The organism is Anaerotignum propionicum (assembly GCF_024461735.1).
GTDB lineage: Bacteria > Bacillota > Clostridia > Lachnospirales > Anaerotignaceae > Chakrabartyella.
This window is the reverse complement of record NZ_JANGAD010000005.1, coordinates 1-18851: the sequence shown is the minus strand read 5'-3', so window position 1 is coordinate 18851 and position 18851 is coordinate 1. Positions and strand designations below refer to the sequence as shown.

Annotated in this window: 14 protein-coding genes; 1 reads left to right on the top strand and 13 read right to left on the bottom strand. The window is 34.3% G+C overall.

The annotated features are described in order from the left end of the window. Positions 1-2: 2 nt before the first annotated feature. Both NE558_RS07885 and NE558_RS07880 read right to left on the bottom strand, forming a co-directional pair. The gene (locus NE558_RS07885; RefSeq protein WP_256149469.1) at positions 3-554 is read right to left on the bottom strand and encodes a TRAP transporter small permease; all 552 of its coding nucleotides are present in this window, start codon (positions 552-554) and stop codon (positions 3-5) included. Positions 555-619: 65 nt separating this feature from the next. Continuing rightward, positions 620-1798, bottom strand: a complete 1179-nt coding sequence (locus NE558_RS07880; RefSeq protein WP_256149468.1) for a M24 family metallopeptidase — start codon at positions 1796-1798, stop codon at positions 620-622. 772 nt (positions 1799-2570) lie between these two features. Between NE558_RS07880 and NE558_RS07875 the strand changes: the two genes are divergently transcribed. Beyond that, on the top strand, positions 2571-3362 hold the full coding sequence (locus NE558_RS07875) for an IclR family transcriptional regulator (protein WP_256149467.1): 792 nt from the start codon (positions 2571-2573) through the stop codon (positions 3360-3362). 403 nt (positions 3363-3765) lie between these two features. On the opposite strand, the gene NE558_RS07870 is transcribed toward NE558_RS07875, so the two are convergent. The 11 genes from NE558_RS07870 to NE558_RS07820 all read right to left on the bottom strand — a co-directional run. Then, the gene (locus NE558_RS07870) at positions 3766-4218 is read right to left on the bottom strand and encodes a hotdog fold domain-containing protein (RefSeq protein WP_256149466.1); all 453 of its coding nucleotides are present in this window, start codon (positions 4216-4218) and stop codon (positions 3766-3768) included. 1056 nt (positions 4219-5274) lie between these two features. After that, complete coding sequence (locus NE558_RS07865) at positions 5275-5694, bottom strand: hypothetical protein (protein ID WP_256149465.1); 420 nt, start codon at positions 5692-5694, stop codon at positions 5275-5277. A gap of 310 nt (positions 5695-6004) precedes the next feature. Beyond that, positions 6005-6433: a GIN domain-containing protein gene (locus NE558_RS07860; RefSeq protein ID WP_256149693.1), complete on the bottom strand. Its 429-nt coding sequence runs from the start codon at positions 6431-6433 to the stop codon at positions 6005-6007. A 630-nt stretch (positions 6434-7063) separates the two neighbouring features. After that, complete coding sequence (locus NE558_RS07855) at positions 7064-7201, bottom strand: hypothetical protein (RefSeq protein WP_256149464.1); 138 nt, start codon at positions 7199-7201, stop codon at positions 7064-7066. Positions 7202-7224: 23 nt separating this feature from the next. Continuing rightward, complete coding sequence (locus tag NE558_RS07850) at positions 7225-7506, bottom strand: hypothetical protein (RefSeq protein ID WP_256149462.1); 282 nt, start codon at positions 7504-7506, stop codon at positions 7225-7227. Further along, positions 7503-7901, bottom strand: coding sequence for a hypothetical protein (locus NE558_RS07845; RefSeq protein WP_256149461.1), 399 nt, complete (start codon positions 7899-7901; stop codon positions 7503-7505). Before NE558_RS07845 ends, NE558_RS07850 begins: the two co-directional genes overlap by 4 nt. Before the next feature lie 161 nt (positions 7902-8062). Further along, positions 8063-8236 carry a hypothetical protein gene (locus NE558_RS07840; protein WP_256149459.1) on the bottom strand — a complete coding sequence of 58 codons (174 nt, stop codon included), beginning with the start codon at positions 8234-8236 and terminating at the stop codon, positions 8063-8065. Positions 8237-8702: 466 nt separating this feature from the next. Next, on the bottom strand, positions 8703-9230 hold the full coding sequence (locus NE558_RS07835; protein WP_256149458.1) for a hypothetical protein: 528 nt from the start codon (positions 9228-9230) through the stop codon (positions 8703-8705). Positions 9231-9663: 433 nt separating this feature from the next. After that, a complete protein-coding gene (locus NE558_RS07830) occupies positions 9664-10230 on the bottom strand; it encodes a hypothetical protein (protein ID WP_256149457.1) in 567 nt (188 codons plus the stop codon). 13 nt (positions 10231-10243) lie between these two features. Beyond that, entirely contained in the window at positions 10244-16954 is a 6711-nt protein-coding gene (locus NE558_RS07825; protein WP_256149456.1) for a S8 family serine peptidase, read from the bottom strand. Positions 16955-16995: 41 nt separating this feature from the next. Next, the coding region (locus NE558_RS07820; protein ID WP_330643409.1) for a fibronectin type III domain-containing protein at positions 16996-18851 on the bottom strand (1856 nt) is incomplete at its 5' end.

Sequence of the window (18851 nt, the reverse complement as noted above, 5' to 3'; positions counted from 1 at the left end):
CTTTAATTCACATCTCCTTTCTCAGGTGTTTCTATTTCCTCCATGTTTTCACCATGTCTGTAAATACTGGAAATAAAAATTTCATCTTTATTTTTAATATTTAACGCAAATGTTCTTAAATATTCTGCACCACCTAGTAAAAATCCTAAAGGAATAGGAATATAAGTAATCCACATAGGAATTCTAAGCGCTGCTGTTACTCTGCCTAATTGCAGTACGTTTGTAACGTAATAAATACTTAGATAAGCTAAATAGAACATGATAATTGATGTAAGCAAAGAAATGATACACATCATTATCTTTTTTCCTTTTTTATTTACAATGTCATAAACTACGGACATGCTGATGTGTCTTGCCTGTCTGGCACAGTAACCTATACCAAAAAATGTTACGATAATATTCAATATCTGACCAACTTCTTCTGTAAAAGTCAGACTAGAATTTAACACCGCTCTGGCAAAAACACCACCAATTAGAATTACTGCCATAAAAATAATGGCGTAGCTAAGAAATAATTCTTCGATCTTAGAAATCATCTCATCAACTTTCTTCACTTTAAAACTCCCTCCTTATCTTTGGATACACAGAAATTTCTCTGTGTATCCAAAAACAGATTTGATTATTTCTTTACCAACAGCTCTCTTCTAAAATTACAAAATGGTACGGCACCTGTTTCAGTGATGTAGAAAGGTTCGCTTGTATCTACACCACAGTCATCCAGCCAAATGCCAGGAATCATATGGAATGTCATACCAGGCTGAAGTATTGTCTTATCACCAGGACGGAGGGAAGCTGTATGTTCGCCCCAGTCAGGAGGGAAGTTTAAGCCCATAGAATAACCGATACGGGAATCTTTCACAAATCCACTTTTCGCAATTGTTCTTGCCCAAATTCTTTCTACATCTTCAGCATACATACCGGGTTTGATACCTTCCAGAGCTGCTGTAAGACCCTCAGAAACGGTTGCTCCCAAGTCCAATACTCTCTGAGGAGCATTTCCCAATACCATTGTTCTTGCAAGAGGACAGTGATAGTGACGATAGTTACCGCTTAACTCAAGAATTACTGTGTCCCCATCTTTATAAACTTCGTCTGTCCAACTTAAATGAGGTGTAGATGTTCTAACACCAGCAGGCATCAAAGGAACGATAGAAGAATATTCACCACCGTATTCTTTTGTACCTGTAATTTGTGCATGATAAACAGCTGCGGCAGCATCACACTGACGCACACCAATTTCTACGCTGTCATAAGCAACCTGCATTACATTTTGAGCAATCACTGCCGCTTTTTTCATAAACGCAATTTCATTTTCGCTCTTAATGATTTTAACCCAATTTACAATATTGTTTCCGTCTTTAAATTTGGCATTGGGCAAGCTGGCTTCCAATGCAACTTGACATTTTGCAGAGTAATAATATGCATCCATTTCTGTTGCCACAACTTTTTTATCATGACCTCTTTCTTTCAAAATGTCTGCAACAAATTCATAGGGATGTTTTACTGTAGACTGAACATAGTCATCAGTATAAGCATAAATATTTTCTTCTGGAAGATATGTAGTTAACCTTGCTGCATTACCATCCTGCCCTCTTCCAAACCATAGTGGGAATTCTTCATCCAATGCCACAATTACGCCTTGATGCACATAAAATGACCAGCCATCAAATCCTGTAAGATAGTTCATGTTACCGGGATCTGTAACGATTAGAACCTCAATTCCTTTTTGTTCCATACTTTTTTTCGTGTTGGAAACTCTCTGCATGTACTCTTCAACAGAAAAATTCAATGTTTTCAATCTTATCTCTCCTTCTATTATCATTCTAAAATTTTTTGCTTCATTCTAATGTCTAGAAGCAAGACTAAAATTTGCAGAAACCACTGGTTTGTATTAATGCATCTTGTAGTCTTAAAATTTATGTCTAAATCATAAGTGAATTTTTTCATCAAATCAATTAAAGTACGCTATTTTTCTGAGCAAAAACATGAAAAAAACAGATTTTCTAGAATTTATCTGAAATACCATTTCCCTATACAGAATAATTCTTCAAATTGCTGCATTTGTGAATAGAATGTAAAATTTCAACTATGAAATATACGGATGAATCCTCAAAAAATATTGAATAACGCAATATTATACGAAAATCAATGCAGAAATAGATAAAAATTATAGGTATAATGAATGAATTCTTATAAATTATTATTTGTTCAAAATCAATAGATTTATTAACTCTTATTTTTTTCTCACTCAAATTGTCAAAACTAATCCTGATTTTAACGATTTTTACCGAACTTTTGTACATTTGATAAATAATATTTCATATTTTAAAAATAAAATTTTATATAACAGAATATAGTTCCCGACAAAGAAAAGCTTATATTTATAATTCTTTTATATAGAATAATTTTAGATGTAAATATTATACAATTATTAACAGCGGTAATTTTCCTTCACTTTATATAAATTTATTATTTTATCTTTTCATAAATTTAATTTGTTGCTATAATAGTGATATGACGTTCTATATAAAAGAAACTATATATACATATTAAAATGAAGGGAAGATATTATGGAGCCATATTCGCCTAAATATCCATTACATACTTTGGGAAATGCTCTTGAGGTATTAAACGTAATTTCTCAGTCAGCCTCCAGTGATGGCTTGACACTTAGCGCCATCAGTACAAAGCTAAATCTTAACAAAAGCACCATTCATAGAATTTTGGATACCCTTTTAGCATATAATTTTGTGGAAAAAACTCCCGGTGTTATTAAAACCTACCGTCTAAGTTGGGGTGCATATAAAATTGGCATCTCGGTACCCAAATACCACACTTTAAATTCTTCGAACTATGCCACCATTATTGAAGAGCTATCCAGCAAATTAAATCGTGCTTGTATGCTAAGCATATTAAACGATTTTGCATCCGTAACCATTTATAAAGTTGACCCGTTAAGTCAGCTACCTTCTCAGGCATTAATTGGTGCTAGAAATCCATTATATGCAACGGCAAGTGGCAAGCTTTTTATGCTGAACTTTACAAATGAAGAAATCAAAAATTACTTTTTTCATACTGATGTAAAGAAATATACGTCAAATACAATTTTGAACTATATCGATTTTTTAGATGAGCTAAGTATCGTTAGGGCAAATAACTTCGCTATGGATAATAACGAATATGAAGAAAACGCATCCTGTATCGCAATACCGATTAAAGATTATACAAATAAAATTGTTGCAGCCATTAGTGTTAATTATTCTACTGATGAGGTAAATGAATTCATTATTGAAGAAATAAAAGTTCATCTTCAGCACGCTTGCGATCAGATTTCTAACTACTTAGGATATAATGCCTTTTAATTTTTCAGGAATCGCTGATTAGACGTATTCTTAATATTGCTATGCCGGTTTTGCTTTTAAACAAAATTAAAATCAAAAAAACAAAACGATTGTGTCAATGACAACAACCGTTTTGTTTTATATGTCTCTCCTATTCAAAATTTTCAGAACAGTAGTACAATAATTAGAAATCTCATCTCACTTAATTATTACACATGCCACCACTTCTTAATTTCATGCTATTTATAAAAATCCTAACTATCTATTTTGACCCAACCATGAATCAACCAATTTCACATTGGGCTCCACTAGCTCTACTACTAAAAACAGGATGATATATTAGTCTGATTCGCGCTATTTACATATTACATCTAGGATATATCCTAATGGGTATTAGTCCATTTTTTTGATGGGCAAAGTTTTATTAGTCACCAGGATGCTTTCTGTCTTGAAATGAGGACTCCTGTGGACCCCTTTGGTCTTTTTTTGCTATAAAAAGACTTCCTGTAGCAGTACCGCATAAAACAGGAGGTTCACAAGCCGTTGCCGCCGTGTGCTCAATTCCTGTCATATCGGCATCTGTTCTGTTGAGCATTGTCGCAACCTTCCAAGCCTCAAACTTACAAGTGTAGGACTGGTTTCCCACCTTTTCAATCCAACCATGATATTCCATAAAGTCACCAACGTATACGGGAGCAGTAAACTGAATATCTTTGTATCCTAAGAACAAGCTGATATCACCATCTACATAAACCATAAGCTCTGTACCCACATCACCCCATTGATTTACGATTCTGGCACCATTAACCAAATCACCTACATAATGTCCATCTTTTGCGCTCATCATTAGATGATGAACTACCTTTTTACCTACCATAATTTCATTCTCCTTTCGTTCTACAATATAGAATGTTTATTTAAATAATAGAAAATTAAATTCTTTTCTATTATAAAGAATGTAGTTCTTATTGTCAACGTTATTTTTCTATTATTTATGTTTAAATTTAATTGAAAAGCTAGGCAACTTTTTAGATTAGACATGTAAATTTAATTTTTTAGTAATTTTCATAACAACAAAACAAAATTTTCAACTAATAAAGAATTTTGCAATATCAATTTTTTCTTTTGCATTTTTACCAGATTCATATTAGTGGCCAGAATAAAATCAATCTTCTTCATTGAAATACCCACCTAATTAATTTTCTCAAAAAAAATATGCAAAAGTCAAATCACTCTTACACTTATGGTTTATGATCTAACTACTGTATGCAGAATTTTCTCTATTTTTTAGTCTTGCTTAATTGAGCATTGTTTGATTTTGATTGTCCCTTTTTACTTATCCTAATAAGGCTCACATATAGCTTAATAATCAAATCTCAACTTTTAATCAACAATTTACATCCCTAAACAATCTACTGAAAGATTTAGGAAGAATGTAATTAATCTCACCGGCACAAGCTTTATTATCGTTTTCTCTTAATTAGATCAACCTTTTTGCCTTAGTCCAAAGACGTAATCAAAATAAAGCCTGCATATTACCACTGTGGATTACTTAGTATAACAGTACCATATTTAGAAAATTGCTATTAATGCTACTTTGTTGGCTTTCAAATTTTGTGCTAACCCTACAATACGGAGCAACCTTCAACTTTTTATTTTTTTCTTTGCAGAATGCATTCTTATAAGTTTTTTCATATCAATCTATTTTCTAAAAATGAGGTGTAAAATAACCGTGAGCATTTTTACTCACGGCTTTCTTTTTTTCTTTAAATATTCTATTAGTTGCAACTTGAAATAAACTCACAATTCCTTGAGCGGGCAAGAGAGATGTCATCCCCCTCACTGGTATCCCTTGGTAGATTCCCTGCAAACAGTAAACAGCATTCAGCTTTTTTATCAATAGCATTAATACTACAAATTGTTGGAACTAAATCTAAAACCACTTAGAAAATCGAGTAAGATAGGCTACTTGTCCGTCCTGAACGATAGTGTTTATATCGACTTTGTCTTCAGATTCTTCAATGAGGATCTCTTTGTCGCATAAATACATATTGCTCGCATCACCTTCAAAATCCTGCAAAATTTCTACGCAACCAATTGTCTTACTGTTTAGCTCTACATAGCCGTCTATATTGTTTAGATATTTATCTAGCCTTGCTATTGAATCCGAATTATCCATTAAACAAATTAATTTGCAAGAGATTTCTGATGTATTCCCATTTTCATAATTCAATATTTTTATCGGTATGCTACAATCAACAAAATTAAGCTCTAAAAAGTCCTTTGTTTTTTGTACATTAGGAAATACTTCACTGAACTGATCTAAATCTAATATTATATCTGTACCTTGCATCCTGGTGGATTGCTCTTGAGTCAAGCAAATTTATTCACTATTCCGCTCAAGTTGAATTTTGTTTAGCTTTTGATCGTCATATCTCTTTAATTCTATACTTACATCACATGAACAACATAAAACATGAAAGGAAGCCTGTTCCATAATTACCAATAGGATTATAGGTATACCCCTTTATACTTATACTCGTTTGAAGAATAAAAAGGTTGTTTTAATTTTTTTCTGAATAGTTTGTTCCTCATAATCATTCTCCTTGCCACTATGGATACCCTATTTTTTATAAACAATAGATGTCTTGCAGATAATAATCTCAGGTTATTGGACCCTTCTGTAAAACTTTTATAAATCCAGAACCCGTTTTCTGTTCGATATACTCATCAAGGATATGCGCAACAAGCATTTCACCCGAACCAGATAAAATCAAGCTGGCCTTTTTAACCGTTGCACCTACGAGTAGGCTACCAGAGCCACTAATAGCAACATCGACAGTGTCGACTTCGCCATTCAAGATATTTATGTTGCCTGAACCAGATACCCTGCCATATAAAACTACACTCAAATGATCAACTGAAATATTGCCACTTTCAGAAATTTCTGCATTTACGGTTTCTGCATAAATTAAATCGAGTGATGTTGATCCTTTAATTTTCGCCTGAAGTTCATTAATCGGGACTTGTGAATAGATATCCCCGGTGCCGGTTCCGTTAACATATAGACTCTCCAAGCTATTACATTTAATTTCAATATAGCCAAAATCCTCGTCAAGTTTTGGAGGAAGCCTTTTTCCGTTTACCCACGTACTAAAGCATCCGTATATTGTTTTAATCTATTTTGACTCATATTCATACTTCCATGACTAGTCCCATTCCCCGTTTTCATCATGACACGGTTACCAACCCCATCATAAATATACTCTGTACAGATGGATTGATTTCCAACATATGATATTGTTTTGATCAACCTATTACAACTATCATATTCATAGTCTGTATTTTGAAACTCAAGTTCAGAATTGAGATTGCATTTCCTAGAAAATCCTTATCTTTAAAAGAAATCAAATCAGGGGCATTTTTATCCCCTTTTATACTTTTTATTTCTCTGGAGGTCTTTTTGCCAAATGTATCATCGTAGACATATGTTTCTTGATAATCGCCCCTTTGATACTTCGTAGCAAATTCAGGTAAGGGCAGAACCAGTAAAAAAACGATTCTGCCCTTCAGTAACATTTTAATGTAAGAATTTTAAGCTTACACAAATCTTGAAATATTCATTTAAGTAAACTCATTTTTTATTGGTTTAGTGTAATCCAAGCTTATCAATTTAATGTTGTATTTCTTTAGCAACTCATCTGCACGAATTATGCTATCTCTTATAATTGTTCCTTCTGTTCAATGATGGAAGCATCGGGAAATTGATGATGATACACTACTCCTTCTTTCATATCACCCATGTAATAGCCAGCACCACCTACGGAGTAGAATATTTTTTTATTATCATCATTAAGCAATAACACCTCTGCATTGCCGCTGGTTAAATATTCTTTCCATTTACGAAATTTCCTCGCCCTTCATCCATCCCTACACCATCATATTCACATATAAGAGTATCTTCTACAACAACAGTTTTGCCATCAATTTCAAACTCTAGTCGGAAAGGGAACTCTCCATGCGTAATTTTAGGAACAGGTGGGTCTGGCATTGATGAAATCCCAAAATACAAAGTAACCCAATGGAAAAACGTTACATAAATAACAAATATTACCACGCTCAATAAAACTATACCAATTACGTTCATTGGAGTGTTATATCTCATTTATATCCCTCCTTCTTCAAAGCCTTTTTAACCGCTTCCATGCCATGATTATTAATAGAATTTTGAAGTTTGGTTAAGCTGGAATCATACCATTTGCTCTTGTACTGCGTTGGCAAGTAAATAAGTTTATCTACTGGCCTGCTCAACCAACCCTCTGCACTGTGTAAAATTTCACCTTTTACTATAAATACGGTCATGCTAGCAGTATAGTCCTTATTAGATACACCGTTCTCCTTTATAAATGTTGTAGCCGGGTTAAATACAATACAATTTTTGTTAGAAGCTAGCGCATTTGCTACAGCCTCTACGCCGCCCTTTGAATGACCGACCATTGTTATTTCATTATCTTTATGGCCTGCAACAAATGCGTTGGATTCACTTATTGAATCCTTCATATCGTCTGACCAACCAAGTGGTTGTTGAGCATTATTTTTTCAATTATCTAAATTTTTAGGCGTTGTACCTTTATTAACCAAAGCATATTCTATTGTTCCGTCTTCTTTTACTCTTGAATATACACCCATCTTTAGACCTTCTTTGTTTGTTATAATATTATCTAATTTCCAACCACCTGAAGTTTCATTACCTTTTTTACATCTCCATAAATATGATCTGCTATCTCGGCGGCCTCTACAGGCGTAGGTATAAGGCCGCTAAGCTCTAATCCATTTTTCAGACTAAAGGTAACGGAATTCTTTTTATGAACCACTACCTGCTTCACTATCTGCAAAAATAAATCCTCATTATATTCTCCTGTATTTGCGGCTGTCTGCAAATAAGCTACAGTAAATCTTCCATTTATCTAATTTCTCTTTCAAATTCGTATCCTACAGCAGCTGATTCCTCTGTTTTTTCACCGCTTCCATTTCCAGTGTCAGCGTATTATGCCGTTCAATAAAATCAGCAGAGTCCAGATATCCTTAATAGGTACTATTCTTATAAGTTTTTTCACATCAATCTCTTTTCTCAATTATGGATACGAAAAGCCGTGAACTAATAGGCGCTCACGACTTTCACTAATTTTTATTCTATTTTACCTCTCAGTACGTTGCGACCGGATTATAACACATGATACCCCTCGTTGACAATGTCGACGACTAAAATCCAGATAGTCGTAGTACCAAAAAGGAGTTAAGATTGCTTCCCAACCATTTTTCCATGTGCTTTGTGCTTTGTAAGTGATTTACTATAATCACCTATAATAAACTGCCGTCTTCCAAAGAAATCTTAACATTATCATCATCAGTAAATATCTCTAAATGATTTTCATAGAGTTTAAATTCACTAATAATATCACAATCATACCTCCAAATTTGAGACCCTGCTAAAGAAAGGCACCTTACTTCTAATTCACATATAATTAGAATTTGACTCGAATTACCTTGAATCAGAAGAACATCATAAACTAAGGACTCACAAATAACTTGAGTGATAATGTGTAAATCATTTAAATCAACTAAATAAACAGACTTATCAGATGATATTATTGCTAAACCTTTTGTTTCAATTTTAGCCACAGTTGGCTCAATTCCATGTCCACCGTTAACCAATCCAAAGAACCTTTCTGAATTCTGTTGTTGAAATTCGATAAAATAGAACTTCATTTTACTTTCAGAATCTAAACCTAAAATAGCCGATTGTTTTTCGTTACATACGACAATTAATTCTGATTCTGATTCGACTTCAAAAATTTTAAATTTAAAACCTTCTTTATTTAGAATCAATATTTACCTCCAAACTGTTGCTTCTTGGCTCTTCGCTACTCAAATGCATCATATCTGTATTCCTTAATAACATCTCTATTATCGATTGAGCCAGATGTGTGATATCACCATACCATCATGAATATAGTATATATCATCAGACGTTTATCATGATTTCCCTTTAGTATAATTGAGCAAGGACAGAATCGAAAAAAACGGTTCTACCCTCTAGTTACAATTATATTAGGCTTTGAATTCTACACAAAAATTGCTTGAAATGTTAATTAGTTAAGCGTATTGTTGCATACATATGTTTCTTGATAATTTCCCTTTAGATACTTCGTAGTAATTAAGGTAAAGGCAGAACCAGTATAAATTCAGTTCTGCCCTCAGTAACTATACCTTATAAAATTATATTAGAATTTTGACCTTACACAAAACTTGAAGTGCTCATTTAAGTAAATTCATTTTCTATTGGTTGAGAATAGTCCCAGCTTTTCAACTTAATTCTATACTTTTCATATAATTCATCTGCACGAATTACACCATTACTTGTTCCTCCATCATCATATTTTTCAAAATATAATGCATCAGGAAAAGATTGTTTATACGTTTCATAATCTTTCATATCTCCCATGTAATATCGTGCACTTCCAGTTGAATAATATATTTCTTGTTTAACAACCTTTCTATTGCTCCTAAGAGCAGCAGGGTTGTCAACTTCCAATAGTAATAGTCTCTCTTCCCCACTCGCTAAATACCCTTTCCATTTCCGATACTTACCTTGTCCTTCATCCATTCCAATTCCATCATATTCACAAATCAAAATATCTTCAACTACTTTTGTTTCCCCATTAATCTCATAAACTAAACGAAATGGAAATTCACCATATGTGATTACAGGTTTTTGTGGATTGGGCAAAAGATTTATACCCACACCAATCATTAACCACGGATAAACAGTAACGTAAAAAACTATCGCAAATATAATAAGTAAAACAACTCTAATCACTATAATCATTTTCCTCATCCCATCAATACCCCGCTTCCTTCAATGCTTCTTTTACTGCGCCCATCAAATGATTCTTTACGCCTTGAACTACGTTTGTTTGCCAAAGTTGATGCCAACGCCCTCCGTACTGTTGAGGTAAGTACACCCGTTTATCTATAGATTTACTAAACCACCCTTCAGTGGAATTTAGTATATCACCTTTTACAATAAATGCAGTCATACTGGCATCATAACCAGAAGCTTTTAGTCCATATTTCCCCAGATTGACAGTTGCAGGATTGAATATGATACTGCTTTTGTTTCTTGCCACCGCATTTGCAGCTGCTTCTGCCCCTCCTTTAGAGTGCCCAACCATAGTTATTTCGTAGTCCAAATGATTATCCACAAAGTCATTCGACTTTTTAATTGACGCTTTCATATCATCCGATGAGCCAAAAAGCTGTTGTGCATTATTTTTCCAGTCACTTCCACTTTTCAACGTTGTCCCTTTATTGACTAACGCATATTCTGTTGTTCCATCAGACTTCTCTCTTGAATAAACTCCCATTTTCATGTTATCACCACCAGTTTTTATATCAACCAGTATCCAACCACCAGAAACAGAGGCATTGCCTATATCATCAACAGTTACATTATAGATCTGTTCGGCCATATCAGCAGCCTCTACTGCTGTCGGAATAAGGCCACTAGGATCAACAAGTTTATTAGGGTTATTTTCACAATATATATACCAATTGGCTCCTGCCTGAATCGGGTCTTCCGTTATCATTCTTCCGTTCTTTGGTTCATAATATCTTGCTCTTAAATAGATGTATCCCAATTCTTCATCGAAATACTCCCCACAATACCGGAATGGATTATATTGTGCTGTTGCATCGGATACTTCTTCGGTCGTCTCTACTCCAAATGCATCATATTCGTAATCCTGAATGATATCCCCATTGCGATTAGCTAGCTGTGTGATATCCCCATGACCATCATGAATATAGTATATATCATCAGCGGTTTTTATCAAGCTTTTCCCTCTAATATATTTGTTTTTCACATTACCCGTAGTATATAGCTCCAACACTATATTGGAGCCGTCCCAAACATGGCTTGTCATTTCTCCATTTACTTCTTTGGACATTCTAAGACCATTGGGAGCATAAGTATATTGGGCAGTGGTTCCATCCGTCTCATACTTCGCTAAATGATTCCAGCCATCATATTGAAATAATTCATATTGATAGAGCGAACCGCTTTCTCCTATTCCAACAGAAGATACTTGTCCTTCCAAGGAATCAATTGTGCCCGATAATTTTGAAACTTGGTTTCCATTTTTATCATAATAATATTCAGTAACATCAATTGGATATTCAGAATCCGCTTTTTTTGTTTCCTCCGAAATTAGTCTGTTATTTTTGTCATATTCATACGTCGTTTTCGCATTTTCATCCCCAGAGACCAATTTGAGAATACGATTTCCATTGGCATCATAATCATATGTACAAATTTCATTCGTTCCATTCTTTGATGTAGTATCCTCCTCTTTCAGTCTGCCAATTCCATCATAAACATATTCAACATGCTCGCCTCTAAGATCATTTTTTGCTATCTGATTCCCATCCAAAGAATAGGAATAGTCATAGCCTGAGATCAATCCCCCATTGATTTCGCTTTTGATGGAGGTCATTAAATTAGCAGCATTATAAAGATACGAAACAACTATCCCATTATCGTATACTTCTGAAATTAAATTCCCCATTCGATCATACTGATAACTCGCTTTTTTCTGGCCATTTTCTAAAACTGCTTGTAAGCGATTTAAAGTATCATATTGATATGACAGATTCAACTCCAAAGTGCGGTTGGAAATTAGTTTAAATGACGTTTTATTTCCCAAATCGTCATAAAGATACTGTTTTTCTTGTCCTTGGTCATTCTTTTCACGAATGACCATTCCTCTGCAATCATATTTATACTCTGTGGTGAGATTTTCATTTGTTTCTTTGGTTTTCATCCCGCTGGGAGAATAGGAATAACCGATTGTCTTTGTTTCACCTTGCTGGGTTTCCACTGATGTTGAAACCAACAGATTCAATTCATTATATGTATTTGTTGTTTCGTTACCATTCCTATCTGTTTTACCAATGATGTTTCCATTTCCATCATATTGATATGATTCGGATTGTCCCAACGCATCTGTATATTGCTTTAATCTACCTTGACTATCATATTCATACTTCCATGTACTGGTTCCATTTCCCGTTTTCATCATGACACGGTTTCCAAGTCCATCATAGCTATACTCCGTACAGATGGATTGATTCCCATCATATGATGTTGTTTGAATCAGTCTATTACAATCGTCATACTCATAGTCTGTATTTTGAAACTCCAGTTCCGAATTGGGCTTGCTGGAAGATATACTTAATTTGATTAGATTTCCGTTTAAATCGTACTGGTTCTTTTCAATAGATACGTTACGGCTATCAAATGCCCTGTCCGTTTTTATAATATTACCAATATCATTATATTCATAATTTGACAGGTTTCCCATGGCATCTTGATCCTGAATTTTTCGTCCAAGCATGTCATACTTTGATTTTATCGTGATTCCGTCACTATAGGTTACGCTTAATACGTTTCCTGCATAATCTGTTTCATATTTGCAGGTATATTGATATCCCTCTAATTGATCCTTCGTTGTGACCTTACTAACCATATGCCCTAAATAATCATAGGTATAATTCGTAACCCCTATTTCATTGCTATTAGATAAATACCCTGATTTTATTACATTTCCTAGATAGTCCTTATCTTTAAAAGCAGTCGAATCCGGGGCATTTTTATCCCCTTTTATACTCTTTATTTCTCTAGAAGTCTTTAGGCTGAACGTATCATCATATTCATATGTTTCCTGATAGTCTCCCTTTAAAACGGTTAAAGGTCTATTCAAATAATCATAAGTATATTCAGTTTTTATTTTATTTCCATCATACTGTTCCTTAAGCCTCAATAGTTGATCATAAGTACTTTTTGATATAACGCAATCCGTAGTTAAATCCACAACTTTAATAATATTTCCAAAGGAATCATACTCATATCTCTTTTTATAACCATTCTCATCCGTTATGATTAGACAATTGTCAGTATCATTATATGTGCAATCTTGAGATGTACCATCTGCGTTTATCGTTTTTAACTTCCGCCCTAAATCGTCATATTGATACTTCGTAGTATTGCCGATTGCATCTGTTACACTAGCCACCCGTCCAAGTTTATCATAGGTGTAGTTTATTGTATGATCACCGATTGTCTGACTGCTCAAGTATGCTCCATCTTCATAAGTATATCTCTGCGTTATACAATCATCTTCTGTTTTATTTTGATATAAATTCAATATATTTCCATAATCATCATAGCCAAATTTGCTGTACACCTTTAACTGGGAATTTTCATATGTTCTTAATTCTCGAATGGATTTCCTATTTCCCGTTAGCGATGCTTCTTGTTTTACAACCGTATCATCATCCTTTTGTACACTTGTAGATGTAATTAAGTTGAAAAGATGGTCATAGGTATATGTTGTCTTATATGCAGACGAATTGCTATCACCTTCTCCGAGGGGATTTATATATGTCAACACATTTCCTTTGTCATCATATGTATATAATTCAATAAAATGCTTTCCAGCCACAGCACTCTTATATACATTTGTATTAATATTAACGGGTAAATCATTGGCATTATATGTATAAACGACTTCTTTCGCAATAACCCCATCCACAGTTACTTTCTCTGAAGTTTTATTCCCACTTTTAAAATCAAATACTGTGTTAATCTTTGTACCATAGGCATTAGTTACTGTTGTCGAATAATTTGATTCCGCATTCATATAAGAACCATTATACTCATAAGTTGAGCTTAGATAATTCACCATACCCTCTTTTTTATATGTGTTCTTTATACGATAATATTTAGAATATATATTTGCAGCAATTTTTATGTTAACCAATTCGTATTCATAAAAACCTTTAAGTCCCGTTGGGTATTGAACTGATGTCAAATTAGAATACTTGCGACTACTGCCATAAAATTCTCCTTCTTGACTAGAATACTTATATTCAGTAATTCTGCCTACTTGGTCTTCTTTTTTAATAAGATTTCCGTTGGCATCAAGATATAAGCTTATCACAGACCGATCAGGTAAAATAATTTGATATAGTCTATTTTCATCACTACTGTAATATATCTTCGTTTCTTTTCCAACACTATCTGTAATAATTACAGACTGTGCACCTTGTTTTTTGAATGATATTTGATTTCCAAAACGGTCTTCCATTAGGCTGATATTACCCATTGAGTCAAAAGCTTCTTTTCTTCCGTCGGCATAGTCCAACTCATATTCTTTATTCTTATGAACTAAGGTTACATCTTGTAGTTTGTAGTTCTCTAGTTTTCCAGAAATTATTCTATAGGTTGATCCGTCTGAAAATCTAACAAATTGTTGATCATCAACAGTTAGTATTTTTGTAAAATTTAAAGACCAGCCTTTTCCTAAGTATTTTTGAGGATATACAGTGGTTTTATCCGCAGAATAACTTTCTGCTGAGTTGTACTTCATAACTAAATTTAGATCCATTCCATTTCTTCCTGGCAGACTTACCAGTGTATCTTCATATGTTAAAGCACCAGTATTTAGGTTTACATTTTCGTTAATACCAGCCTTATACTGAAACGGTGCATTAGGTAATGCCTGCACTGCATCGTTTGTATCTTCCTCAGTTTCAGTGAGTGCTTGAAGTTCTTCCTCAAACGAAATATGAAGCTCATCCTTTTTATCTTGAATCATCTGCAGCATCTCCACTAAGGTTATGCCGTTTACCCGGCTAATTGCAATCAGTACTTCTTCATTCACAGAATAAAACATAGCCATCTCGCTAAAGGTACCAATTTCATCTTCAACAGGATTTCCTATTCCGTTTTGCTTTTGAATAATAGTATTCATATCAATTTCAAAAGTTTTCGCCACTAGATAGGAAGTAAGTATGCTTTTTGTTTTATATCCACTACATAAAAGCTCTTTAAACAGTTCAATATCTTCGTTGTTATCAGCGGAAATTTTTTGCATATATTGATCATACAATTTTGCTTGTAAAAGCGCATCTTTATCAGATGAAAAATTACTTATCATTTTTTTTGCGCTATCTAAATCTATATTAACTAATCCCATAATCCGAGCTAAAGATATTGACTCTTTTAGACTGATCCCTACATTTGAACATAAAACCATATTGGAATCTTCTACCTCTAAATTCGAAAGTAACTGCTCCTTCTCATCATTTGTTAAATCAGTATAAAGTCTGCTGCCATTGATCAAGCTTTGAACTTCAAACGGTAAATTTAAGTCGTTTCCATTTTCCGCCTCAAGGTCTGATGCATCTAATAAATTTGAAAGCTGAACCAATCCAAACAATGTTTTTCCATTTATATCATCTAATTGAACCCCACTTGATTTTAGAGCCAGCGAAATATTTTCAGCAGAAACATCGGGATATTTCCCACTATATAATGCAGCTACCCCCGAGATATAGGCACCAGCCATAGAAGTACCACTTACAAAACCATAGTCATTTTCGTTTTTAGTCGTATAAATATTTTCTCCTGGCGCAGCAATATGTACAGTCTTCCCGTAGTTACTTTTACTTGCAAGTTCTCCTTTGTTATTGATTGAACCTACTGAAATAACATTAGGTAAATCAAACGCTGCTGGATATATTTTAGTGGAATCTCCATTATTACCCGCAGCACAAACAAAAAGTATGTCTCTATTTTCAGCCATAACCTCCATTAACGCTGGATTATATTCTCTACTACCGAAGCTACAGTTAATAATTTTTACGCCTCTTTCTTTGGCATATTCTATAGCTCTTATCACATCAAAAGTATACCCCTCACCATTTTCCATAAATTTGAGAGGCATTATCTTAGCATTTTGAGCTATACCAGCTATACCGTTATGATCAATATTGGCTGCAATAACACCGGCAACGCCAGTACCATGAGAGCTATCTCCCTTATCGAAAACCGAAGCATCGTCATTATAAAAATCCCATCCTGAAACTATTCGGCCTTTAAACTCTGAATGTTTGACATTTATCCCTGTATCTATCACTGCTACAACCACTGTATCTTTGGCATTCATACTATCCGAAATGCTATATACCCCTAAGTCAACACCTGCCATTCCCTTATCTTCATTAATGGTTTGGCCTTTATTGTTAAGTGCCCACTGCTGTTCAAAGTCGGGTTCTGAATCAAAGCCTAACTCTTCAAAGGTGTAATTTGGCTGTACATACTCTACCTCCGGATTATTCTCCAGAGTTTCAATCGCATCATCAATATCGATACTTTCATCAACTTCCATAACCTGTAAGGATAGAGATTCCACTTCTGCCACCAATTGAAGTTTTGAATCCGTTCCACTAGTATCAGGTTGTTTAATGGTGCTTTCTTTATTAGCCAGCTTTTCCTCAGTGTCTGCAATAACTGCTGAAGGTTCTGCTAATTGTTTATATTTTACTATTATTTTTTCTTTATCCCCCAGATGAGTTGATACATCTTCCTTTTCTTGTGAAAAATCACTTGCAACTATATCTTGATTGGCATATGCAATGCTTGAAGGAAACGCGCCCATTAGTACACTTAAAATCAGTAAAAATGAGACTGCCTTATTCATTAGACGCATACTGTACTCTCCTTTATTTTTATTATACTTTTAGTTAACAGTTAATTTTGTTCAAATGATAACTGAGATTCCCCTGTTATTTTTGAATGGAATTTAATAAGAGTTACGACACCCGTCCAGCTTTTACTACTGTATTTATTTTTATTAATAGTAAAAGTAATTACCCCATCGCAATTTGATACTATATTTATATCTGTTCCTTCAATATTCCCAACTTGAATATTTTCCACTGTAGTTTGTGCAGCAAAATCTGTTAACTGTAATTCTTCTGGATTATATGTTACTGTATAAATTTTAGTAGGATCATTAGACATATGCGCCGCCGTTATATTTACTAATACATCCTTTTTTTCCTCCACTTTAACTTTTTTTGTTGATAACATCTCACTGATTCTAAAATCCTCAATAAAACAATTTGTCACTGCAGTACCAGGCTCTGCATAACCAATAATTTGATTTGCGTTATTATTATTTGCTTTGCAAACAATATCCCTAACCCCTTTTATGCTGCAATCTGCTAGGGTACCACCGTTAACATATCCAGCAAGAGCTCCAACCCTATCATTTCCTATTATATATACTCTGTTAATGGTTAGATTTTTTACAGTTCCTTTATCTATGTATCCAAAAAGTCCTATATTATTATCATCAGGCAAAGATATAGAAAGATTTTGTATTGTGTATCCATTTCCATCAAATATCCCTGTAAAAGGATTTTCTTGCGTTCCAATTGGAGTGAACTCATTATTTAGCAAGTCAATATTTCTCATTAACTTGTAACATGCTGTTGGCTTTTCAGATACACTCATCAATTGTTCCGCTGTATAAATTAAATATGGATCTTCCTCTGTTCCAAGTGCCTGCACATAATCTCCCGTCAAAACTGAAATCTCCCCTGACCAGCTACTCACATACTTCTCAGTTTTCGCTCGTACTATTATTTTATAAGAAGTATTTGGTATAAGATTTCTTAGCACAACACTATTTTCTTTTACAGTTAATTTATCCTTATCACCATGCATCACTTCATATTCTGAAACTCCTACTATTTCATCCCATACAAGTGAAATAGTATCCTTGGTTGTCTCAACAACCTGTACACCTTTGGGAGTTAATTCTTCTGCTGATGACGTGATAACTTCTATTTCATCACTCCATGGTCCTTTCTCACCCTTATTATTTATAGCACGTATGGACACTATATATTTACTATTTGGATTAAGATTCTGAATCAACGCTCCATTGTTATCAGATTCTGCCGTTGTGTCATTGTATTTAATTACGTATTTATTAGCTAATTCCTCTCTATCCCACAACAGTTTCACTGCTATAGGTGAAACTGTTATGATAATATTGGTAGGTGCAACAAGCTCCTGATGCAATTGATTCTCAACCAATGTTCTTAATTTAGGATACTCCCCATCTCTCAAGCTCCAAACCCCATCGAAATCCCAGTTTACATATGTACCCTGATTTTTCATTTCTTCTGTTGTTTTACCTTGCTCCGCAGGCGTTGCTATTCCCAATACATCACAATCGAAATAACTGTTTACTACTCTGCTTACTCCGCTCCTTGAATCCCCGATCAGGCCTCCCATATAGCTCTGGCGTCTTGTATTTAAAACACTTGCAGTCACAACACTATAACTGTTTTCAATAGCAAATTTTGAATACTCGGAAATTCCCCCTACAAATCCTCCTGCAGCTGCATATGATGCGCTGGTGCTTGTACTTTGCACCTTCCCCGTTGCATAGCAATTCTTGATCAATTTCTCAGCAACATCGCCAACTGCAATGCCTATATAACCTCCTGCATTCTCTGCTCCTTCTACAGTTACATTTGCACCACAATTCTCGATATATCCTCCCGATAAACTTCGGCCTATAAAGCCTCCTG